The following is a 21561-nucleotide window of genomic DNA, read 5'->3' as shown; positions in this document are numbered from 1 at the left end:
TTTGGCGGCAGCCGCCATCGGCTACCTGCTCGGCTCCATCCCCTTCGGCCTGATCCTGACGAAGGCGGCCGGACTTGGCGACGTGCGCAGCATTGGATCCGGCAATATCGGCGCGACCAATGTGCTCAGAACCGGCAACAAGAAGCTTGCTGCCGCAACGCTTCTTCTCGATGCACTGAAGGCATCCGCAGCCGCCTGGATCGTCGGCTACTTCCTGGGTAACGAAGCAGCGCTGATTGCAGGCTTCTTTGCCTTCATCGGGCACCTCTTCCCGGTCTGGATCGGCTTCAAGGGCGGCAAGGGAGTCGCCACCTATATCGGCACGCTGCTCGGCGTTGCGCCGATCATGGTTCTTGCCTTTGCTGCGGTCTGGCTGGCGGTCGCCTTCACGACCCGGTACTCGTCGCTTTCCGCACTGGTTGCAATGCTTGTCATTCCGGTTGCATTATGGATACTGGGGGCCGAAAAGGTTGCAGCTGTCATGGCGATCATGACTGCAATCTCCTTCTGGAAGCACAAGGCCAACATCTCCCGCCTGATGAGCGGGACGGAAAGCAAAATCGGGGCGAAGGGATAGGATGGACGCTCGCAGCGCAAGGCCAAAGGGAATTGCGCTGACGGAACGCCGACGCATCGCGTGGCTGCGTCTTATCCGCTCCGACAATGTCGGACCGGCGACCTTTCGCGACCTCATTAATCATTTATATCGGCGTTCTCTTTTTCGGCCACCCGTCGCAACTCAGCAAGCATCTGCCTTATGAAGGCGATGTTCTCATGCGAGCCGGATCGTCCGGTATCTTTCTTTGCGAACTTGGCCGCCATGGGATAGTCTCTCAGGAAAGAGAAACCCTGCCTTTTCGGCTAGCCTGAACCACACTTCAAAAACGATACCTCAATTATCACAAATTGCAATACGATTGCTATCTCGCATTGGTTGTGTAGCATTATAATGCGTAAAAATGCAGTCAAACCACTTGACCGAAACGATTTCCCTGTCCATGTCGAGGAACCGGTTATCTTGGCACGGCAGGGATTCCATCTGCTTATCCGCCGGCCTGGCCCATTTTTTTAGAGAATCATGATGAATGTTGTAGTGGTAGAATCGCCTGCCAAGGCAAAGACGATCAACAAGTATCTGGGCTCCGGATACAAGGTGCTCGCCTCCTTCGGCCATGTCCGCGATCTACCTGCCAAAGACGGCTCGGTTCTTCCCGATCAAGATTTCGAGATGCTGTGGGAGGTCGATAGTGCGTCAGCCAAGCGGCTCAAGGACATTGCCGATGCGGTGAAGTCGTCCGACAGCCTGTTTCTCGCAACCGACCCGGATCGCGAGGGTGAAGCGATTTCCTGGCACGTCCTCGACATGCTGAACAAAAAGCGCGTGCTGAACGGCAAGACTGTGAAGCGGGTCGTTTTCAACGCGATCACGAAGAAGGCCGTCCTCGATGCGATGGCCGACCCGCGTGATATCGACGTGCCGCTGGTTGATGCGTATCTGGCTCGCCGCGCCCTCGACTACCTCGTCGGCTTCAACCTGTCGCCCGTACTCTGGCGCAAGCTTCCCGGTGCACGTTCAGCCGGCCGCGTGCAGTCGGTGGCGCTGCGCCTCGTTTGCGATCGCGAATCCGAAATCGAGCGCTTCATCTCTGAAGAATACTGGAACCTTTCGGCTCTCTTGAAGACGCCGCGAGGCGACGAGTTCGAGGCAAGGCTGGTTGCAGCGAATGGCAAGCGGTTGCAGGCTCGCTCGATCGCGAACGGCGAGGAAGCCGGCAAACTGAAAGCGCTTCTCGAGGGTGCCACCTATGTAGTGGATACCGTCGAGGCGAAGCCGGTCAAGCGCAACCCGGGACCACCCTTCACAACCTCCACACTGCAGCAAGCCGCTTCCTCGAAGCTCGGCTTTTCGGCGTCTCGTACCATGCAGATTGCCCAGAAGCTCTACGAGGGTGTCGACATTGGCGGCGAGACGGTTGGTCTGATCACCTACATGCGTACGGACGGCGTTCAGATGGCGCCCGAAGCCATCGATGCGGCACGCAAGGCCATCGTCGATCAATTCGGCCAGCGCTACATGCCCGAAAAAGCTCGCGTCTATTCGACCAAGGCGAAGAACGCACAGGAAGCCCACGAAGCAATCCGGCCGACCGACTTCAATCGCTCGCCCGATCGCGTGCGTCAGTTCCTCGATGCCGACCAGATCAAGCTTTACGACCTGATCTGGAAGCGTGGTATCGCGAGCCAGATGGCCTCGGCCGAGATCGAACGCACGACGGCTGAAATCACGGCCGACAACAACGGCGAGAAGGCCGGCCTGCGCGCTGTCGGCTCGGTGATCCGTTTCGATGGTTTCATCGCCGCCTATACCGACCAGAAGGAAGATGGCGAACAGAGCGACGACGGTGACGAAGATGGTCGCCTGCCCGAAATCAATGCGCGCGAGAACCTCGCGAAGCAGAAGATCAATTCGACCCAGCACTTCACCGAGCCGCCACCGCGCTACTCGGAAGCGTCGCTGATCAAGAAGATGGAAGAGCTCGGCATCGGTCGCCCTTCGACCTATGCTGCGACGCTGGCGACGCTGCAGGACCGCGAATATGTCACCATCGACAAGCGCAAACTCATCCCGCAGGCCAAGGGACGGCTGGTGACGGCCTTCCTCGAAAGCTTCTTCACCAAGTATGTCGAATACGATTTCACGGCGGATCTCGAAGAGAAGCTCGACCGGATCTCGGCCGGCGAGCTGAACTGGAAACAGGTTCTGCGCGATTTCTGGAAGGATTTCTTCTCCCAGATCGAGGACACGAAAGAGCTTCGCGTCACCAACGTTCTCGACTCGCTCAACGAGGCGCTGGCGCCGCTTGTTTTCCCGAAACGCGAAGACGGCGGGGACCCCCGCATCTGTCAGGTTTGCGGCACGGGCAATCTGTCGCTGAAGCTCGGGAAATACGGCGCCTTCGTCGGCTGCTCGAACTATCCAGAATGCAACTATACCCGCCAGCTTTCATCCGAAGGCGGTTCGGAAGCCGAAGGCGTTGCGCTGAACGAGCCGAAGAATCTCGGTGCCGATCCGGTGACCGGCGAGGAATTGACGCTGCGTTCCGGGCGCTTCGGTCCCTACATACAGCGTGGAGATGGCAAGGATGCCAAGCGCTCTTCCCTGCCGAAGGGTTGGAAACCAGAGGACATCGACTATGAAAAGGCGATGGCTCTGATTTCGTTGCCACGCGACATCGGCAAGCACCCGGAAACCGGCAAGATGATTTCTTCGGGCATCGGTCGTTATGGGCCGTTTCTGCTGCACGATGGCGGCTACGCCAACCTTGAAAGCGTCGAAGACGTCTTCTCGATCGGTCTTAACCGCGCTGTGACCGTGATCGCCGAGAAAGCGAGCAAGGCGCCGGGCGGACGCGGGCGGACGGCAGCAGCAGCGCTGAAGGAACTCGGCGACCATCCCGATGGCGGCGCAATCACCGTTCGCGACGGCAAGTACGGCCCCTATGTGAACTGGGGCAAGGTCAATGCGACGCTGCCGAAGGGCACTGATCCGCGGGCACTGACCGTCGAGGAAGCGCTGGCGCTGATCGCCGCCAAGGCGGGCAAGGCACCGGCCTCGAAGAGCAAGGCAAAACCGAAGGCGAAGGCCGCGGCCGCCGAAACCAAGACGACCAAGACCGCCGCCAAGCCGACGACGGCCAAGGCGCCGGCAAAGACGAAGAAGAGCAAAGAGTGAGCAAAATCCCGCGGGAGAGAACGAAGGGCACGGGCAAGCGTCCGGGCAAGATCGGACGCGCCAGCCAGCAACCCGCAGCCGAACCGCTGAACATGGCCCACGGCACGCTGCCTTCCCGCGAAGTGATCCTGCGTTTCATCGCCGATCATCCGCAGAAAGCGTCGAAGCGCGAACTGGCGAAGGCCTTCGGGCTGAAAGGCGAAAGCCGCGTCGAGTTGAAGCACCTCCTGCGCGAACTGGAGCAGGAAGGCATGCTCCAGAAGACGCGAAAGTCGCTGATCCGGCCGGGCGCCTTGCCGCCCGTCACCGTGCTCGACATCACGACGCGCGACAAGGACGGCGAACTGATCGGTCGTCCGGCGGAGTGGCCTGATGATCAGGGCGTTGCGCCCGCCGTCGCCATCCGCCAGTCGACGTCCCCGGCGGGACGCAACGGCAAGGGCAAGGCCCCTGTTGCCGGGATGGGCGATCGCATCCTGGCGAAGATCTTTCCGGCCGCCGACCGCGGCGGGCCAGCCTACACGGCGCGCATCATCAAGATCCTCGACAAGCGCCGCGGCGCGCTGCTTGGCGTTTTCAAGGATGCGCCGGGTGGAGCCGGCCGTCTGCTGCCGATTGAGCGGCGCGGCGAGGAAATGGTGATCGATCCTGAGTACAAGGGCGAGGCCAAGGACGGCGATCTCGTCGAAGTCGAAGTCGCTCGCCTCGGTCGCTTCGGCCTGCCACGCGCCAAGGTGCTGTCGATCATCGGTTCCGTTGCATCCGAGAAGGCGATCTCGATGATCGCCATCCATGCGCACGGCATTCCCTATATATTCCCGCCGGCAGTTGTCGCCGAGGCGGATGATGCCAAGCCCGCGACAATGTCGCATCGCGAGGATTGGCGCGAGGTCCCGCTCATCACCATCGATCCGGCCGACGCGAAGGACCATGACGACGCGGTCTATGCAGAGACAGATCCTTCGTCGGACAATCCGGACGGCGTCATCGTCACCGTCGCCATCGCCGATGTTTCCTATTACGTGCGGCCGAATTCGCCACTCGACCGCGAAGCTCTGAAACGCGGCAACTCGGTCTATTTCCCCGACAGGGTCGTGCCGATGCTGCCGGAGCGGATTTCAAACGACCTCTGCTCGCTGAGAGAAGGTCTGGACCGCCCGGCGCTTGCCGTTCGCATGGTGTTTTCGAAGGACGGCCGCAAGATCGGCCATACCTTCCATCGCATCATGATGAAGAGCGCGGCAAAGCTCTCCTACCAGCAGGCACAGGCAGCGATCGACGGAAAACCCGACGACAAGACGGGACCGCTTCTGGAACCCATTCTGAAGCCGCTCTGGAATGCCTACAGGGTGATGACGCGCGGGCGCGAGCGACGCCAGCCGCTCGAACTCGACATGCCGGAGCGCAAGATCCTGCTGAAGCCGGATGGCACCGTGGATCGTGTCTTCGTGCCGCCACGCCTCGATGCCCACAAGCTCATCGAGGAAATGATGATCCAGGCCAACGTCTCGGCCGCCGAGACGCTGGAGAAGAAGCGGCAGGTCCTGATCTATCGCATCCATGACGGCCCGACACTCGCCAAGCAGGAAGTGCTGCGCGAGTTTCTGGCGACCCTTGGCATATCGCTCGCCAAGGGCGGCAACATGCGCGCCAACAATTTCAACATGATCCTTGCCAAGGCCGATGACACCCCGCATCAGACGATGGTCAACGAGATGGTGCTGCGCTCGCAGAGCCAGGCGATCTACAGCCCCGAGAATATCGGGCATTTCGGCCTGAACCTGATGAAATACGCGCACTTCACCTCGCCGATCCGCCGCTATGCGGACCTCATCGTGCATCGTGCGCTGGTCGGCTCGCTCGGCTTCGGCGAAGGCGGCATCACCCCCGATGAGGAAGGGGTGCTCGATGACATCGCCGCCGAGATCTCCACCTTCGAGCGGCGCGCCATGGCTGCCGAGCGCGAAACGGTGGACCGCCTGATCGCCCATCATCTTGCCGGTCGCGTCGGCGAGGAATTCGAAGGACGCGTATCAGGTGTGACGAAATCGGGACTATTTGTCACTCTCCCGGACTATGGAGCGGACGGCTTCGTTCCTATATCTACGCTCGGAACGGACTACTTCATCTATGATGAGGCACACCAGGCGCTGTCTGGCGAAAAGACCGGGCTTGGATATCGCCTCGGCGACGGTGTCACGGTCAAGCTTGCAGAAGCCATTCCGCTTGCCGGTGCGCTACGCTTCGAGATGATCAGCGAAGGGCGAAAGATGCCCACAGCTGTACGTTCGTTCCACAAGGCGGGCCGGCGCGACGCAAGCCGCGCGCGCAAGAAGGCCGGAACAAGGCCGCCAAGAGGGCGGCGATAGGCGTGTAGGGACGCCGCGAAAGGAAACGAACGATGACGACCACCTCTACCGACCAGGCAATCCGTTACGGAGGCAGTGAGGAGGTGGAGCGTCCGCTCGGCCGCTCTATCAAGCGCGGCATGCTGAACACCTGCCCCGCATGCGGCAGCGGCAAACTCTTCAAAAGCTTCCTGAAGCCGGTGGACAATTGTGCCGCCTGCGGCGAGGCCATGCACCACCATCGCTCGGACGACCTGCCGCCCTATCTCGCCATCGTGGTCATCGGCCATCTCATTATCGGCGGCTACATGGCAACCGACCTCCTCTGGCCAATGCCCCTCTGGCTGACGTTCGCGATCTGGACGCCTATCACGCTGCTGGCGACACTGCTGATCATCCAGCCGATCAAAGGCGGCGTCATCGGCCTGCAATGGGCATTGAAGATGCACGGCTTCGGTGGACAAACCGACGATCACGACGCCTACGAGATACCGGGCCGCAAACGCTAGGCGCGTACCTGCCCCTTCACCTTCACGACACAATTGACGTGTAGTGGCACGCCCAGCGGTGCCCCGCTTCCGCGGGGCGAAATCTCATGCCTATTCGGTAAGGTTCTTTGACTATATCCATTCAAGATCATCCAGGTTATTGCCGCCAGCGCGTTTCATCTTGTAAAGCACAGCCGTCACTCGGATTTGGTACTCCTGTGCCTTTCTATGGTGCTTCGCGGTGAGCGATTCTGTGCAGCAGGTCTCTAAGGATGCGTATATGTCTCAGCCGCGAAACGGCACAGCAGCAGGCGATGTCGAAGAAATTCATTGGCCTTCGCTGGTGGCAGCCGTCTCGTCCATCTCCGCTGTCGGCATAGCAATCGGCCTCGGGCTTCCGCTTCTCAGCATCATTCTCGAAAAGCGCGGCATTCCGTCGACGCTTATCGGATTGAACACCGCGATGGCCGGGGTTGCCGCGATGGCGGCTGCGCCCATCACCACGAAGCTGGCGCACAAATATGGTGTCGCCCCGACCATGATCTGGGCCGTCGTGATTTCAGCGATCAGCGCGCTCGCCTTCTACTACGCCCAGGATTTCTGGATGTGGTTTCCGCTGCGTTTCGCCTTTCACGGCGCGACAACGACGCTGTTCATCCTGTCGGAATTCTGGATCAACGCCGCCTCGCCGCCTTCCAAGCGCGGTTTCGTGCTCGGCATCTATGCCACTGTCCTGTCGCTGGGGTTTGCCGGCGGACCGCTGCTCTTTTCGATTCTCGGCAGCGATGGCATCTTGCCGTTTGCTGTCGGCGCCGGCGCCGTTCTGCTGGCAGCCATTCCAATCTATATCGCGCGGTATGAGAGTCCGGTCCTCGAAGAGAAACCCGAGCTGCATTTCATGCGCTACGTCTTCCTGGTGCCGACAGCAACAGCTGCCGTCTTCATCTTCGGGGCCGTCGAAGCCGGTGGTCTGGCGCTGTTCCCTATCTATGCAGTGCGCGCCGCCTTTACCGAATCGCAGGCAGCCCTGCTGCTGACCGTAATGGGAATCGGCAACGTGATCTTCCAGATTCCCGTCGGCCTACTTTCGGACCGCATGAAGGACAAGCGTCCGCTGCTGGCCGCCATGGCCTTCATGGGCCTGATCGGCTCCCTGATGCTGCCGGTCCTCGTGCACAGCTGGATTCTGATGGCGACGGTTCTCCTCTTCTGGGGCGGCTGCGTTGCGGGACTCTATACGGTGGGCCTCAGTCACCTGGGCTCGCGCCTGACCGGCTCCGACCTCGCGGCAGCCAACGCGGCCTTTGTGTTCTGCTATGCGGTTGGCACAGTGGCCGGACCGCAGGTCATCGGCGCGGCCATCGACGTTGCGGGCAACAACGGTTTTGCCTGGGCGATCGCTGGATTCTTCGGGCTTTATGCCCTGCTTTCCGCCGTCAGACTGCTTTTCCTCCGAAAGCGGGCTTGACTTTTCGGGCTGGATTCGTAGTTTCGCGCCAGAATTTGCCGTGGAGCCTATCCGGCCTGCCACGGCTTTCATTTTATTAAAGGCAGGACGACCATGGCCAAGGCTACCACAATCAAGATCAAGCTGCTGTCGACGGCCGACACCGGTTTCTTCTACGTCACGACGAAGAACAGCCGTACGATGACCGACAAGATGACGAAGACCAAGTACGACCCGATCGCTAAGAAGCACGTCGAGTTCAAGGAAACCAAGATCAAGTAATCGCTTGATCTGACGTCTTCAAAAAGGCGCGCGCCCACGGGCTGCGCGCTTTTTTTGTTCGCCGGCTTTATTGTCTGATTTCTGATGCCTGAAAACAGAAACGCCGTCCTCCCGAAAATGCGGAAAGGACGGCGTTTTCTTGAAAGGGGGTCGACCGGCAAGCAACGCGGCACGAGGAACCGCTAAATGTTGCAAACCAGCCGACCGACCCCACGACCCAGGAGATGCGGCGGACCTGAGCATCATGGGGTATCTCAGACTCCTCACGGGGAGTGCTTATCTCTTATGGTTCGATAATTTGCTCGAAAATGAAAGAAAATCAACAAATTCTTAATGGTTAGATCTCCGAGGTTGATTCTGTGGTTAAAAGTACGGCTTTGGGACAGTTTTTAGAGCTTCGAGTCGCCTCCAATAGCAAGAATAGCGCCAAATTGACAAAGAATGGCGAAACTATAGGTCAATAGTATTAGCTTGCGCCTTTACGCCTCGAAACTTGGTTATCACAGCTACTTGCGAAGTGCCGCCTAAATCTGATTGATCCTCACATTTATCACTGAGCCCGTACCGCATCTGCTTGGCGCGCTATCGAGAACCAACAAATGTTCAGGTCAAATGGCCGGCTTTGCATTCAAGTTACTTGGCTGCCACGCGTCGGCAGGCATGAATCAGGTAGCTGTGGATGACCCAAATGCTTCATAGAAGTGTTACTCAAGCCGCGGCGACGACCCGATTGCGACCGCCCGTTTTTGCCTCGTAGAGCGCCAGATCGGCCTGCTTCATCAGCTGCCCCGGCGTAACGACCGACGAGATGCGCGACGAGATGCCGAAGGAGGCAGTCACGCTCAACTCCTGCCCCGATGACTTCAGCAGGAACGGTGTCGTTTCGACCACAGAGCGCAACCGCTCCGCGACGGTTGCGGCCACCTCGGGCGAGGTATCGGGCATGACCACCACGAATTCCTCACCGCCGTAGCGGCAGGCAAGATCGGCGCCGCGGACGGTGGAGCGAATGCGGTTCGCAAACTCCCGAAGCACATCATCCCCGGCATCATGCCCATAGGTGTCGTTGACCTGCTTGAACCGATCGATATCGGTGATCAGCACCGATAGCGGACGGCCCCGCGCCATTGAGCGATTGAACAGCGTGCTCAGGTGATTATCCAGGTAGCGGCGGTTGCTGAGCCCGGTTAGCGGATCCGTGACGGCAAGCTCGATCGTCTGCTTGACACTCGCGCGTAGGCGATCGTTGTAGTGCTTGCGGCGAATCTGAGTGAGGCTGCGCGCCACCAGTTCGTTGGGATCGACCGGCCGAACGATATAGTCGTTGACGCCGAGTTCCAGCGCCCGGATCACCATGTCGTCATCGCCCTGCTCCGTGATGATCAGGAGCGGCAGAAAACGCGTGCGCTCCAGAGAGCGAAGCTGCGAACACAGACGCAGGGGATCGTAGTCGTCGAAATTGGCGTTGATGATGACGAGCTCAAAGGGATTTTCCGACGCCTCGAAAAGAGCCGCCTGCGGATCCGAGATCGCGCAGACGTCGGCGATAGGCTTCAGTGCCTTGATGATGCGTTCCTGCGAATTGGCGCGCCCGTCGACGAGCAGGACCTGGGCCGATTCGTCGCCCCGTCCCTCGCCCGAGCGTAGCAGTTCGTCGATTCCCATCGTATGGGCGGTTTCAGAGCGAATCCGTAATTCGTCGCTGAGCGTCTTCAGCCGCAAGAGGCTCTTCACCCGCGAGATCAATTGAAGGTCATTGACCGGCTTGGTGAGAAAGTCATCGGCGCCGGCCTTCAGGCCACGCACGCGGTCGGCCGGCTGATCCAAAGCCGTCACCATGACGACGGGTATATGCGAAGTCTTTGGGTTGGCTTTCAGGCGCTCGCACACTTCGAAGCCGTCCATTCCAGGCATCATGATATCGAGAAGGACAAGATCGACCTGGTTCCGCTCGCAGATTGCCAGGGCCTGATAGCCGTCGCCGGCGGTCAGTACGTCGAAATACTCGGCGACTAGCCGAGCCTCAAGCAACTTGACGTTGGCCGGAATATCATCAACCACCAGAATGCGCGCAGTCATAGGCTTCTTTCCGATGCGTCAGGCATCGCCCAGATAGGTCTTGATCGTCTCAATGAATTTAGGAACGGAAATGGGTTTGGAGACATAGGCCTCGCAGCCGCCCTGGCGGATGCGTTCCTCGTCTCCCTTCATGGCAAATGCTGTGACGGCGATAACGGGAATGACGTGCAGATCATCGTCTTCCTTCAGCCATTTCGTAACCTCGAGACCGGAAACCTCAGGTAGCTGAATGTCCATCAGAATCAGGTCCGGCCGGTACTTGCGCGCGAGATCGAGCGCCTCCATGCCATTTCGGGTCTGGATCGTCGTGTAGCCGGACGCCTCAATAAGGTCGCGAAAGAGCTTCATGTTGAGCTCGTTGTCTTCTACAATCATCACCTGTTTGGGCATGACACGCGTCCTACGTCCGTTCTGGTACCGCTTCCCCGCAAGAAGAAGACTTATGCGGCGGCTTGGTTCCATAGAACCGATGGCGGCACACTATCGCTATTTGGTTGAAAAATAGGTAATTTACCCAGAGAAATGCAAAGCAACTTCAAGACTTCGAAACAACTCGCGGCCGATCCACAGCTGACCGCAATCTCCGTTCTCACCTGGCTTGCCAACGAACCGGAACTGTTCAGTCGTTTCCTCGCGTTGACCGGCGTCGAACCGGCGCAAGTCCGCCACGCGATCAGCGATCTTGGGTTTATTTCCGGCATGATGGACTTCATCATGCAACACGAGCCGACAGCGATGGCCTTTTGCCAGGCGACCGGCACCGCGCCCGACGCATTGAATGCGGCATGGCTGCACTTTTCGCCGCCGGGACTTGGCTCGGGAGAATATTGAGCATGGATACTGCTACCAACATCAGCCAGGTGCGCCTCGGCGACCGGCCTTTGGTCGTCTGCGACATCGACGAAGTGGTTCTCGAGTTCCTCACTCCCTTTACCGCTTTTCTGCGCTCGCACAGTTACGACCTCCTGCCACGGTCGTTCCGCCTCTACGGCAATATCGTCTCTTTGCTCGATGGCAGCGAGTTGGATAAAGCAGCCATCGATTCGTTTGAGGAAGTATTCTTCGCGAACCAGCACCTCTGGCAGAGGCCGGCGGAAAACGCGGTCGAAACGCTGCAGGCGCTCTCGGCCGACGCCGACATCGTCTTCTTGACCGCAATGCCACCTCGGCACCACGGTATCCGACGAGAATTTCTCAACCAGCTCGACCTCTCTTTCGACCTGATCGCCACGGAGGAGCCCAAGGGGCCTGTTGTCGCAAGGCTTCATGATCGGCGAAGCCTGCCTGTCGCCTTCATCGATGATATGCAGCGCAATCTCCTTTCCGTTGCCGATCATCTGCCTGAGTGCCTGCTCCTGACCATGATGGCCAACGCGGATTTCAAGCCGTTCGCACCACCGCCGGTTGGAAACATCGTGGCGGCCACTGGCTGGGACCATGCCGCAGAGCTGCTAAGGGCACATTTCGCGGCCGATGCCCTCACGAGCGCAAATCCAGCCGCATGAGCGGCCGGCCATCCTTTCGCTTTGCCACGGTTTCAAATCCAGCCGCATCGAAGATCGCGGTCGACCCCGTACAAAGCGTCACCGACTTCGATTGCTTGACGTGGTCGATCGGACAGCCTTCAAGGTAGCGAGCGCCGTGACGCCGCGCATGATCGATTGCACCGGCAAGGAGACGATGGCTGAGCCCCTGCCCCCGCAAATGCGCGAGCAGGAAAAAGCAGCTTACTGCCCAGAATGACGGATCGTGAGCATCGCCTTCCTCCACCGGTCGGGACACCGTTCGCGGCGAATTAAATTGCGGCACGTCGTGCCGGGATCCGACTTGGACCCAAGCGACCGGCTCGTCATCAGCATAGGCCAGGATGCCTGGCGGCGGACCGACGGCTATCCGGCCCTGCATGTGCGATTTTCGCTCTCCCGGCCCCATCTTCGCTCGCACGGCATGAGGCAAACGGAGGGCAACGCACCAGCAGTCATAGAAGGCTCCACGAGGACCGAAGAGCCGTTCGAAGTCACCCCACCGGTTCGCGGTCACCGGCTCGAAACGGAGATCGATATCCAATGCAAACCTCCTCGCCTCTCTTGAGACTCAAAAGTTTAGAGGCTAATGTTGCAATGTTCAATCTTTGTTCTCGTCATGACACTTGTGTACGCCAAGACACCCGGCTTCTGTCGCGACTGCCTTGCCGAGCAGAAGGCCGAAACGCGCCGCTGCGCGGCGTGCGGAAGCCCTCGTCTCGTGCGGCACAAGGAACTGTACGAGCTGACGCTGGCGCACATCGATTGCGACGCCTTCTACGCAGCGATCGAGAAGCGCGACAATCCTGAGCTCGCCGACAAGCCTGTCATCATAGGCGGCGGAAAGCGCGGGGTGGTCTCGACCGCCTGTTACATCGCGCGTATCCATGGCGTTCGTTCGGCGATGCCGATGTTCAAGGCCTTGGAGGCCTGCCCGCAGGCAGTGGTCATTCGGCCCGACATGGAAAAATATGTCAAGGTCGGACGCGAGGTCCGCACCTTGATGCAGGAACTGACGCCGCTGGTTCAGCCGCTTTCGATCGACGAGGCGTTTCTGGAACTCGGCGGCACCGAGCGGTTGCATCACGATCCGCCGGCGCGCACGCTTGCCAAGTTCATCCAGCGCATCGAGAAGGAGATCGGCATAACCATCTCCGTCGGCCTTTCCTACTGCAAGTTTCTCGCCAAGGTCGCGTCCGACTTGCAAAAGCCCAGAGGTTTCTCGGTCATCGGCCGGGAAGAGGCCGTCTCCTTCCTTGCCCCGCGGCCGGTGACGACGATCTGGGGCGTGGGCAAGGCATTTGCGGCTACGCTCGAGGCTGACGGCATCCGCACCATCGGCCAGTTACAGGGGATGGAGGAAAACGACCTCATGCGTCGATATGGCAGCATGGGGCAGCGGCTGGCGCGCCTTTCGCGTGGCGTCGACGACCGCGAAGTCCATCTGAACGATGCGGCAAAGAGCGTTTCGTCCGAAACGACCTTCTTTGATGACATTTCCCGCTACGATGAACTCGTTCCGATCCTCCGCAGTCTTTCGGAGAAGGTCTCCTGGCGGCTGAAGAAGCACGACATTGCCGGCCAGACGGTGGTTCTGAAAATGAAGACGGCGGACTTCAAGTTGCGCACTCGCAATCGCAAACTCGAAGACCCGACCCAGCTTGCCGACCGGATCTTCCGCACCGGGCTGGAACTTCTCGAGAAGGAAACGGACGGTACGAAGTTTCGCCTGATCGGGATCGGCGTGACCGATCTTTGCGACCCCGCGCGCGCCGATCCACCCGACCTTATCGATGTGCAATCCGGCCGCAGGGCAGCCGCCGAAGCGGCAATGGACAAGCTGCGCGACAAGTTCGGCAAAGGCACCGTCCAGACCGGATATACGTTTGGCGGCAAGCGCGAACACTAATATGTGAGCCTGCCTCAAGGTCCGTTATTTCAAGTTTTCCTTAAGCTTCGCCGATTAGGCTGGCGTTTCAAGTATTGCGTATCGGTTGAGTCATATGTTGTCGCGTCTCGTTTTTGTCCTCGGCTTGCTGTCGGCCACCGCACTCGTGCACCCCGCGCTCGCGGCGGATGCACGCACGCTGCAGATCTTCGTATCGAAGGATGCGCAGTCGCTCACACTCTATGACGGCGCCGAGGTCGTGGCGACCTCGAAAGTCTCGACCGGAAAGCCGGGCCATGCAACGCCGAGCGGCATCTTTTCCGTTATCGAGAAGCGGCGATATCACGAGTCCAACCTCTATTCGGCGGCTCCGATGCCCTTCATGCAGCGGCTGACCTGGTCCGGCATCGCGCTTCACGAGTCGGACTCCGTGCCCCAGTACCCGGCATCGCACGGCTGCGTCCGCATGCCGTCAGCCTTCGCCAAGCAGCTTTATAAGCTGACGGAGATGGGCGTTCCGGTTATCATTACCGATGGCGAACTAACGCCTGAACCGATCGATCATCCGACGCTCTTCCGGCCGGACATGCCAGAGCCCGCAGCGTTGCTTTCCGACGCGGCTTTGCGGCCGGCGATCGGCCAGGCTCCCGTTCAGGTCGCGATGAACGACGTCGCGCTACCGGCTGCCCAAACTCCGGCGGCAAGAGCGCCCGCGAACGACACGCCGATCCGCATTCTCATCACGCGCCGCAGTCTGCGCGAGGAGGTCATCGACCTTCAGACCTACCTCAATGAGCTCGGATTTGCCGCAGGTGAACCCGACGGCTTGCTCGGCTCGGCAACGCTGCAGGCGATCGGCGATTTCAAATTGAAATATCCGGTTGAGCCCACGGCAGACAAGTCACCAACGAGTGACGCACTCACCAAGGCGGTTTATGCCGCGGCCGGGAAGGGAACGCCGCCGAACGGCGTCATCATGATCCGCCAAGGTTTCCAGCCTGTTCTTGAAGCGCCGATCTCGATCGAGAACCCTCGCCTTGCCCTCGGCATGCATTTCTTGATGGCACGCAGTATCGATTTCGAAACCGGCTCGGCAGACTGGATGGGTGCGACGCTTCCAAATACACTCTCGCGCGCAACCATGACGCGGCTTGGAATCAGCAGCCTCGAGAGCTCGATCATATCAGGCACGCCGATCGCCAATGCTCTGAGCCGTATCGATATTCCCGATGAGACGCGGCGAAAAATCGACGCCATGCTGACCCCCGGCTCGACACTGACGATTTCCGACACCGGCCTCGGACCCGAGACCGGCAACGGAACCGACTTCATTACCCTAACAAGGGGCTGACGTCAGACCAACTCGACGTCAACGACGCCAGGTGCCGCACGAAGGGCCGCGGCAATCTCGGGCGTGATGCGATATTTTTGCGGAAGCTCGACTTCCACCTCGCGTTTGCCCTCCTCCTTAATCACGATGAAGGAGACGAGGCCATCACCCTTGGCATTGAGGTGCGCCGCGACCGCGCGAAGCGGCCCGGAATCGCGCACGTAGACGCGCAGAGCCTTCTGCATCTGCAGAGACTTCTCCTCAAGCGACTGTATGGTCTGCAGCCGAAGGCCGACACCTTCCGGCCGCTCCTCCCCGGTCGCGGTGATCACGAAGGACTTTCCGGATTCCAGCACATCGCGGTACTGGTTCAGCATCTCGGAAAACAGCACGGCTTCGAACTGACCGGATGAATCCGAAAACACGATGATGCCCATCTTGTTGCCGGTCCTCGTCTTGCGCTCCTGCTTGGAAATGACGGTGCCCGCAAGGCGTCCGTTGCTTGCTCCCTGCTTCACTGCCGCCGAAAACTCGGCGAAGGTCTGCACGCGCATCTTCTGCAGAATGTTTTGGTAGCTATCGAGCGGATGCGCGGTCAGGTAGAAGCCAAGGACCTGGAACTCCTTAAGCAGCTTCTCGGAGGCCAGCCACGGCGAAAACGGCGGCAGCGAGATTTTCTCGGGGCCTGACGAAAGAGCGCTGCCGAAGATATCCGACTGGCCGCTCAGCTTGTTTTCCTGCGCACGCTGGGCATAGCCCATGATCCGGTCGAGACCACCTGCCAGTTGCGCGCGATCGAGCCCAAAGCAATCGAAAGCACCGGCGAAGATCAGGCTTTCCAGCACGCGGCGGTTTACCTGTCGCGGATCGATGCGCAGGCAGAAATCTTCAAGGCTCGCGAATGGAGTGTCGCCACGAACCTCAACGATATGATCGACAGCCGATTCGCCGACACCCTTCAGCGCCGCCAGCGCGTAATAGATCCTGTTGTCGCCGGTTTCGAAGTGGCGAAACGAAGTCTGCACCGAGGGTGGGATCACCTCGATGTCGAGGCGCTTGGCGTCCTGGCGGAAGTCGTTGACCTTTTCGGTGTTCGACATATCAAGCGTCATCGACGCGGCGAGGAACTCGACCGGATAATGCGCCTTCATGTAGGCGGTCTGATAGGAGACGATCGCGTAGGCGGCGGCGTGCGACTTGTTGAAGCCGTAGTTCGCGAACTTCGCCAGAAGCTCGAAGATGTTGTCGGCCTGCGGCTTCGACACTCCGTTCTTCACGGCACCATCGACGAAGCGCTCGCGCTGTTGGTCCATCTCGGCCTTGATCTTCTTACCCATGGCGCGGCGCAGAAGGTCGGCCTCGCCAAGCGAGTAGCCGGACAGGACCTGGGCGATCTGCATCACCTGCTCCTGGTAGACGATAACCCCCTGCGTTTCCTTCAGCAGGTAGTCGATCGTCGGATGGATCGATTCTATTTCTTCCTCGCCGTGCTTGCGGGCGTTGTAGGTCGGGATGTTCTCCATCGGACCGGGGCGATAAAGCGCCACGAGCGCGATGATGTCCTCGATGCAGTCTGGTCTCATGCCGATCAGCGCCTTGCGCATGCCCGCACTTTCAACCTGGAACACGCCGACCGTTTCGCCGCGCGAGAGCATTTCGTAGGTCTTCTTGTCGTCGAGCGGGATCGAAGCGAGATCCACCTTGATGCCGCGTTTGGCGACAAAATCGACGGCGACCTTCAGCACCGTCAGCGTCTTCAGGCCGAGGAAGTCGAACTTGACGAGGCCGGCTTGCTCGACCCACTTCATGTTGAACTGGGTGACCGGCATGTCGGAACGCGGATCGCGATACATCGGCACCAGCTTCGACAGCGGGCGGTCGCCGATGACGATACCGGCGGCGTGCGTCGAGGCGTGGCGGTAAAGGCCCTCGATTTTCTGGGCGATATCGAGCAGGCGCGCGACAACCGGCTCCTTGCCGGCCTCCTCCTGCAGCTTCGGCTCTTCCTCAATCGCCTTCGACAGTGGCGTGGGATTGGCTGGGTTGTTGGGAACCAGCTTGCAGATCTTGTCGACCTGACCGTAGGGCATTTCCAGCACACGGCCGACGTCGCGCAGTGCCGCGCGTGCCTGCAGCGAACCGAAGGTGATGATCTGCGCCACCTGCTCGCGGCCGTATTTGCGCTGCACGTAGCGGATCACCTCTTCGCGGCGATCCTGGCAGAAGTCGATATCGAAGTCGGGCATCGAAACGCGTTCCGGATTGAGGAAGCGTTCGAAGAGCAGCGAGAAACGCAGCGGATCGACGTCGGTAATCGTCAGCGCGTAGGCAACCAGAGAGCCCGCACCCGAGCCACGACCCGGACCGACGGGAATGTCATGCTGCTTTGCCCATTTGATGAAGTCCGAAACGATGAGGAAGTAGCCCGGAAACTTCATGCGTTCGATAACGCTGAGCTCGAATTCCAGGCGCTCGCGGTAGTCCTTCTCCTCGTAGCCGGGCGACATGCCGAGCGTGGCGAGGCGATTGTCCAGCCCCTCCTCTGCCTGCCGGCGCAGTTCGAGCGCCTCTTCGCGTTCCGCTTCCTCGGGATCGGCCGTGGCGCCCGTGAAGCGCGGCAGGATCGGCTTGCGCGTCTTGAGTATGAACGAGCAGCGGCGCGCGATCTCGATGGTATTTTCCAACGCTTCCGGCAGATCCGCAAACAGCTTCGCCATCTCGGCTCGGCTCTTTAGGTAGTGATCGGGCGTCAGGCGGAACCGCGTATCGTCCGAAACGATGGCGTTGTGGGCCACCGCCATCAGGGCGTCGTGGGCATCATAGTCGTCGCGCGTCGGGAAGAATGCTTCGTTGGTGGCGACCAGCGGCAAATCATACTCATAGGCAAGACCGATCACCTTCTGCTCATGGCGTTTGTCATAGGTGCCATGACGTTGCAGTTCGACATACAGTCGGTCGCCGAAATGCCGCTTCAGCAGCAGAAGGCGTGCTTCCGCCTGAGCTGTATGGCCGTCCTTCAGCGCCATATCGATCGGCCCCGTCAAGGCACCGGTCAGAGCAATTAAGCCGTCGGTTCCGATCTCATCGAGCCAAGAGGCACGAATGTGGATCGACTGACCGCCCTCGCCGCCAAGATAGGCCCGACTGACGAGATCCACCAGCCGCTCGTAGCCGGCCTCGGTCGCAGCCAACAGTACCAAAGACGGGAGCTTGACGAGCGCCTGCTGGCCGCCACGCCGTTCCGTCTCCAGGCCGTCTTCCATGTCGACCGAGACCTGGCAGCCAATAATCGGCTGCAGACCTTCATCCACCGCTTTCTGAGAAAACTCGAGGGCGACGAATAGGTTGTTGGTGTCGGTGATCGCGATCGCCGGTTGGCTATCGCCCGACGCCTTGTAGAGGATCTTCTTTAGCGGCAGCGCGCCTTCAAGCAGCGAATAGGCCGAGTGGACCCGAAGGTGAACGAAGCCGGGCGTACCGCCGATGAAACCGCTTACCGCGTCTTTCTCCGCACCCGCCATGACATGCCTTCCGATCACCTGAATCAATCAGAGCTATTCTCAGCATTGAGGGGTCGATGTCCAGAGAAGGGAAGCGTTCAGACCGCATGGCAGTCATGCGGTCCCCGTAATTCTTACATTGCCATGCAGATCAGCGAGAAGCTGGCAACGAACATTGCGATGGAGGTGAATGCTGCGATATCACGGATCATGTCAGTCATTTGGCTCTCCTGTTCTCTTATGTTTTTATTTTGTTCTGCTATTGTTCTATTGTCAACAGGATTCTTTTCCGCTCTGCTGGCGGTCTGGCGACGGGAGAAAAGCATGTTTAAGTTTGTATTAATTGCTGGATTGGCTTTATCGGCGGCGTTTACTGCCAATGCCGAGCAGATTGATGCTGCGCGCATCGTCGATGCTGCGACCGGTGATTGGGATGGCGACGGGGGAATGGATCTTGCACTGTTAGTCGCGCCAGCAGGCAGCGCCAGCGACGACCAGATCGGCATATACATCTATCTTCGCGACAGCGACCACGAGCTCTTGCGACTTTCGCTGAGTGCGCCAAACAAGATTTGGGGCAGCACCCGCGCTGAGGGCGTCTTCGGACAGGAACCGTCGTTGAAAGCCGTCGGCAAATCCTCGATCGCCATACACTCACAAAACAGCGCCATCGGCCGTGATCGCTGGGACCAGACGCTGACGGTTGCCTATCGGAACAAGCAGTTTGTCGTCGGCGGCTACACCTACAATCACTACGACACGCTCGACCCCAATGCCGGCGGTTCCTGCGACTACAACGCCTTGACCGGCAAGCTGCAGAAGAACGGCAAGGACGTCAAAGCCGAACCGCGCACCATACCGATCGCCCAGTGGAAGGACGACACAGGACAAGCAATCTGCGGGCAATAGCTTTGTTCCTATTTTGTTCTTTACAATTGGCACCATTATTGAGAGGCTGCCGAGCGGGAGGGCAAAGATATGGATATCGCCGAATTGAACCGCTTTATCGTCGAGGCCAAGGCCAATACCTATGTCGGCGGTGGAATTCCTTCGTCTGCCTGCCGGACGGGATCGCATGACATCGGCTATCAGCGCGGCCCGTGGCGCTATCTCGACAGCTACTTCGGCGGAACGGATTTCGCGGGGCAGGAAGTGGTGTGGCTGGACAGCGAACCGATCTGGGCGATGAACTATTTCGGCCGCATCGTTGAGCATTCGCTGATCGACGGAGAACGAGCGGGGACCGTCATCAAGGCTGCGCTGTCGAAAATGTATGCCGAATACCGACGCTTTCTCGGCGGCATGGAATTCGAGCATGCCTTCGGTTTCTATGCCGATCAAAGCACCGGCGACTGCAGCCATTTCAGCGGCCGCGAAGTAATCGTAGTGAACGAGCGCCGGGCTTACGAACTCGATTATCAAGGTGGGCTCATCCACCCCTAGCTAGCGCCCGTCCATAAACGGTAAACTGCTGAAATTATTAGATGAATCGTGATATCTGCGCGGGCAAAGCCCGGCGGTTTCAGGTATACTTTAGATCAAGCTACTGATTCTAAAGACAAACCCGTAACCGCCGGAGCCGACAATGCGCCAAGAACGCACGGTCCAAGCCAGTGTATTCGATCTTTTCGCGAACACCAGATCGGTCGTGAACTGAAGGCGATGTCGCAACGGCTGGATGAGCATCGCAATCTGCTCGGGCTGGTGTCGCGGGACCTGCGCCGGCATGGTCTCAAGGAGACCGGTCGCGAGGGGCTGCCGGCCGAGGCTGTGCCTCAACCAGCATCGCCAGTTGAGTTATCAGGAACTGGCCTTCCATCTCGAAGACTGCGCCTCGTTTCGGGCCTTTGCCCGGCTGCCGTGGGGGTGGAATCCGAAGAAGTCGGCCTTGCACAAGACGATCTGCGCGATCCGGGCGCAAACCTTTGAAAAGATAAACCGGGTGCTACTGGCGAGCGCCCGGCAGGAGAGGGCTGGAAAGTGGCAAGGTCGTGCGTGTGGACAGCCCCGTCACGGCCGCACTGATCCACGAGCCGAGCGACAGCAGCCTGTTATGGGACGCTGTCCGGGTGATGGTGCGGCTGTTGCAGCAGGCCGATGCACAGGGTCGTGCCATCCCATGGCGCGACCACCGCCGCGCGGCAAAGAAGCAGGCTCGGGCGATCGAATATTCCCGCGGCCGCCCGAAACGGATCAAGCACTACCGCACACTGCTCAAGATCACGCGGACAACCTTGAGTTATCTGCAGCAGGCGAGTGAACAGTTGCCCCTGGCGGCGGGCCCGGCGGTTGAACTCTGGCAGGCGCAAGTCTGCCACTATAAGCCGCTGATCGAGCGGATCATCGCCCAGACCGAGCGGCGGGTCCTGGCCGGGAAGCCGGTCCCGGCCGGCGAGAAGCTGGTGAGCCTGTTCGAGCCGCATGCCGACATCATCGTCAAGGGCAGCCGCGACGTCGATTACGGCCACAAACTCAATCTGACCACCGGCAGAAGCGGGCTGATCCTCGACCTCGTCATCGAAGCGGGCAACCCTACCGACAGCGAGCGCTTCTTGCCGATGCTGGAACGCCACGTCGCTTTTTACGGCGAGCCGCCGCGTCAGGTCGCGGCCGACGGCGGCTATGCCAGCCGCGAAAATCTGAGTGGAGCCAAAGCCCGCGGCATCCGCGACATGGCCTTCCACAAGAAGCGCGGCCTCAGCATCGAAGACATGGTCAGCAGCCGCTGGGTCTATCGCAAGCTGCGCAACTTCCGCGCCGGCATCGAGGCCGGCATCTCTTGCCTGAAACGCGCTTATGGCTTGGGACGCTGCACCTGGCGTGGGCTCGATCACTTCAAGGCTTATGTCTGGTCCTCGGTGGTCGCTTGCAATCTCGCCCTGTTCGCCCGCCTCAGGCCGGCCTGACGCTCCTCATCCGGCAGCGTTCAGAGCACGCCCGGCG

17 protein-coding genes and 2 pseudogenes are annotated in these 21561 nt (G+C 59.7%); 14 read left to right on the top strand and 5 right to left on the bottom strand.

The window, feature by feature from the left end:
* Window position 1: 1 nt before the first annotated feature.
* Window positions 2-577 (top strand): glycerol-3-phosphate 1-O-acyltransferase PlsY, encoded by a 576-nt coding sequence (gene plsY / locus PMI09_RS05540; RefSeq protein WP_007789736.1) that lies wholly within the window; start codon window positions 2-4, stop codon window positions 575-577.
* A gap of 1 nt (window position 578) precedes the next feature.
* Window positions 579-701, top strand: a pseudogene (locus tag PMI09_RS30070) (DNA-processing protein DprA); the annotation flags it as partial.
* On the opposite strand, the gene PMI09_RS32505 reads toward PMI09_RS30070, so the two are convergent.
* Window positions 694-822: a hypothetical protein gene (locus PMI09_RS32505; RefSeq protein WP_007789734.1), complete on the bottom strand. Its 129-nt coding sequence runs from the start codon at window positions 820-822 to the stop codon at window positions 694-696. The pseudogene PMI09_RS30070 and the gene PMI09_RS32505 sit on opposite strands and share 8 nt — an antisense overlap.
* A gap of 259 nt (window positions 823-1081) precedes the next feature.
* Between PMI09_RS32505 and topA the strand changes: the two genes are divergently transcribed.
* From topA to rpmG, 5 genes are all read left to right on the top strand, one after another.
* The gene (gene topA / locus PMI09_RS05535) at window positions 1082-3733 is read left to right on the top strand and encodes a type I DNA topoisomerase (RefSeq protein ID WP_007789732.1); all 2652 of its coding nucleotides are present in this window, start codon (window positions 1082-1084) and stop codon (window positions 3731-3733) included.
* The gene (rnr, locus tag PMI09_RS05530; RefSeq protein ID WP_007789730.1) at window positions 3730-6102 is read left to right on the top strand and encodes a ribonuclease R; all 2373 of its coding nucleotides are present in this window, start codon (window positions 3730-3732) and stop codon (window positions 6100-6102) included. Before topA ends, rnr begins: the two co-directional genes overlap by 4 nt.
* A gap of 32 nt (window positions 6103-6134) precedes the next feature.
* Entirely contained in the window at window positions 6135-6590 is a 456-nt protein-coding gene (locus PMI09_RS05525) for a DUF983 domain-containing protein (protein ID WP_007789728.1), read from the top strand.
* A 259-nt stretch (window positions 6591-6849) separates the two neighbouring features.
* Entirely contained in the window at window positions 6850-8037 is a 1188-nt protein-coding gene (locus PMI09_RS05520; RefSeq protein ID WP_007789726.1) for an MFS transporter, read from the top strand.
* Between the two features lie 93 nt (window positions 8038-8130).
* The gene (rpmG, locus tag PMI09_RS05515) at window positions 8131-8298 is read left to right on the top strand and encodes a 50S ribosomal protein L33 (RefSeq protein WP_003587245.1); all 168 of its coding nucleotides are present in this window, start codon (window positions 8131-8133) and stop codon (window positions 8296-8298) included.
* 708 nt (window positions 8299-9006) lie between these two features.
* Here rpmG and PMI09_RS05510 read toward each other — a convergent pair.
* Window positions 9007-10377 carry a PleD family two-component system response regulator gene (locus PMI09_RS05510; RefSeq protein WP_007789723.1) on the bottom strand — a complete coding sequence of 457 codons (1371 nt, stop codon included), beginning with the start codon at window positions 10375-10377 and terminating at the stop codon, window positions 9007-9009.
* 18 nt (window positions 10378-10395) lie between these two features.
* Window positions 10396-10767, bottom strand: a complete 372-nt coding sequence (locus PMI09_RS05505; RefSeq protein WP_007531841.1) for a response regulator — start codon at window positions 10765-10767, stop codon at window positions 10396-10398.
* A 132-nt stretch (window positions 10768-10899) separates the two neighbouring features.
* Between PMI09_RS05505 and PMI09_RS05500 the strand changes: the two genes are divergently transcribed.
* Complete coding sequence (locus PMI09_RS05500) at window positions 10900-11208, top strand: DUF3572 domain-containing protein (protein WP_007789721.1); 309 nt, start codon at window positions 10900-10902, stop codon at window positions 11206-11208.
* Window positions 11209-11210: 2 nt separating this feature from the next.
* Complete coding sequence (locus tag PMI09_RS05495) at window positions 11211-11882, top strand: hypothetical protein (RefSeq protein ID WP_007789719.1); 672 nt, start codon at window positions 11211-11213, stop codon at window positions 11880-11882.
* Here the strand turns inward: PMI09_RS05495 and PMI09_RS05490 are convergent.
* On the bottom strand, window positions 11857-12444 hold the full coding sequence (locus PMI09_RS05490; RefSeq protein ID WP_007789717.1) for a GNAT family N-acetyltransferase: 588 nt from the start codon (window positions 12442-12444) through the stop codon (window positions 11857-11859). The two genes, PMI09_RS05495 and PMI09_RS05490, sit on opposite strands and share 26 nt — an antisense overlap.
* A gap of 75 nt (window positions 12445-12519) precedes the next feature.
* Between PMI09_RS05490 and PMI09_RS05485 the strand changes: the two genes are divergently transcribed.
* Window positions 12520-13809, top strand: a complete 1290-nt coding sequence (locus tag PMI09_RS05485; protein WP_443216171.1) for a DNA polymerase IV — start codon at window positions 12520-12522, stop codon at window positions 13807-13809.
* A gap of 94 nt (window positions 13810-13903) precedes the next feature.
* The gene (locus PMI09_RS05480; protein WP_007789713.1) at window positions 13904-15139 is read left to right on the top strand and encodes a L,D-transpeptidase family protein; all 1236 of its coding nucleotides are present in this window, start codon (window positions 13904-13906) and stop codon (window positions 15137-15139) included.
* Window positions 15140-15141: 2 nt separating this feature from the next.
* Here the strand turns inward: PMI09_RS05480 and dnaE are convergent, their stop codons facing one another.
* Window positions 15142-18639 (bottom strand): DNA polymerase III subunit alpha, encoded by a 3498-nt coding sequence (gene dnaE / locus PMI09_RS05475; protein ID WP_007789711.1) that lies wholly within the window; start codon window positions 18637-18639, stop codon window positions 15142-15144.
* 303 nt (window positions 18640-18942) lie between these two features.
* Between dnaE and PMI09_RS05470 the strand changes: the two genes are divergently transcribed.
* The 3 genes and pseudogenes from PMI09_RS05470 (at window position 18943) to PMI09_RS05460 (ending at window position 21524) form a co-directional block, all read left to right on the top strand.
* The gene (locus tag PMI09_RS05470; protein WP_007789709.1) at window positions 18943-19527 is read left to right on the top strand and encodes a hypothetical protein; all 585 of its coding nucleotides are present in this window, start codon (window positions 18943-18945) and stop codon (window positions 19525-19527) included.
* 69 nt (window positions 19528-19596) lie between these two features.
* Window positions 19597-20061 (top strand): DUF5680 domain-containing protein, encoded by a 465-nt coding sequence (locus PMI09_RS05465; protein WP_007789707.1) that lies wholly within the window; start codon window positions 19597-19599, stop codon window positions 20059-20061.
* Window positions 20062-20203: 142 nt separating this feature from the next.
* Window positions 20204-21524: pseudogene (locus PMI09_RS05460) on the top strand (ISNCY family transposase).
* The last annotated feature ends 37 nt before the right edge of the window (window positions 21525-21561 follow it).

The organism is Rhizobium sp. CF122 (assembly GCF_000282035.1).
GTDB lineage: Bacteria > Pseudomonadota > Alphaproteobacteria > Rhizobiales > Rhizobiaceae > Rhizobium.
The sequence above is the reverse complement of the archived record's forward strand: the minus strand, read 5'-3'. Positions and strand labels throughout refer to the sequence as shown.

Excerpts from the sequence above, each read along its gene's own strand:
- PMI09_RS32505 (WP_007789734.1), bottom strand. The coding sequence starts at position 822 with ATGGCGGCCAAGTTCGCAAAGAAAGATACCGGACGATCCGGCTCGCAT.
- topA (WP_007789732.1), top strand. The coding sequence starts at position 1,082 with ATGAATGTTGTAGTGGTAGAATCGCCTGCCAAGGCAAAGACGATCAAC.
- PMI09_RS05525 (WP_007789728.1), top strand. The coding sequence starts at position 6,135 with ATGACGACCACCTCTACCGACCAGGCAATCCGTTACGGAGGCAGTGAG.
- PMI09_RS05520 (WP_007789726.1), top strand. The coding sequence starts at position 6,850 with ATGTCTCAGCCGCGAAACGGCACAGCAGCAGGCGATGTCGAAGAAATT.
- rpmG (WP_003587245.1), top strand. The coding sequence starts at position 8,131 with ATGGCCAAGGCTACCACAATCAAGATCAAGCTGCTGTCGACGGCCGAC.
- PMI09_RS05510 (WP_007789723.1), bottom strand. The coding sequence starts at position 10,377 with ATGACTGCGCGCATTCTGGTGGTTGATGATATTCCGGCCAACGTCAAG.
- PMI09_RS05505 (WP_007531841.1), bottom strand. The coding sequence starts at position 10,767 with ATGCCCAAACAGGTGATGATTGTAGAAGACAACGAGCTCAACATGAAG.
- PMI09_RS05500 (WP_007789721.1), top strand. The coding sequence starts at position 10,900 with ATGCAAAGCAACTTCAAGACTTCGAAACAACTCGCGGCCGATCCACAG.
- PMI09_RS05495 (WP_007789719.1), top strand. The coding sequence starts at position 11,211 with ATGGATACTGCTACCAACATCAGCCAGGTGCGCCTCGGCGACCGGCCT.
- PMI09_RS05485 (WP_443216171.1), top strand. The coding sequence starts at position 12,520 with ATGACACTTGTGTACGCCAAGACACCCGGCTTCTGTCGCGACTGCCTT.
- PMI09_RS05480 (WP_007789713.1), top strand. The coding sequence starts at position 13,904 with ATGTTGTCGCGTCTCGTTTTTGTCCTCGGCTTGCTGTCGGCCACCGCA.
- dnaE (WP_007789711.1), bottom strand. The coding sequence starts at position 18,639 with ATGGCGGGTGCGGAGAAAGACGCGGTAAGCGGTTTCATCGGCGGTACG.
- PMI09_RS05470 (WP_007789709.1), top strand. The coding sequence starts at position 18,943 with ATGTTTAAGTTTGTATTAATTGCTGGATTGGCTTTATCGGCGGCGTTT.
- PMI09_RS05465 (WP_007789707.1), top strand. The coding sequence starts at position 19,597 with ATGGATATCGCCGAATTGAACCGCTTTATCGTCGAGGCCAAGGCCAAT.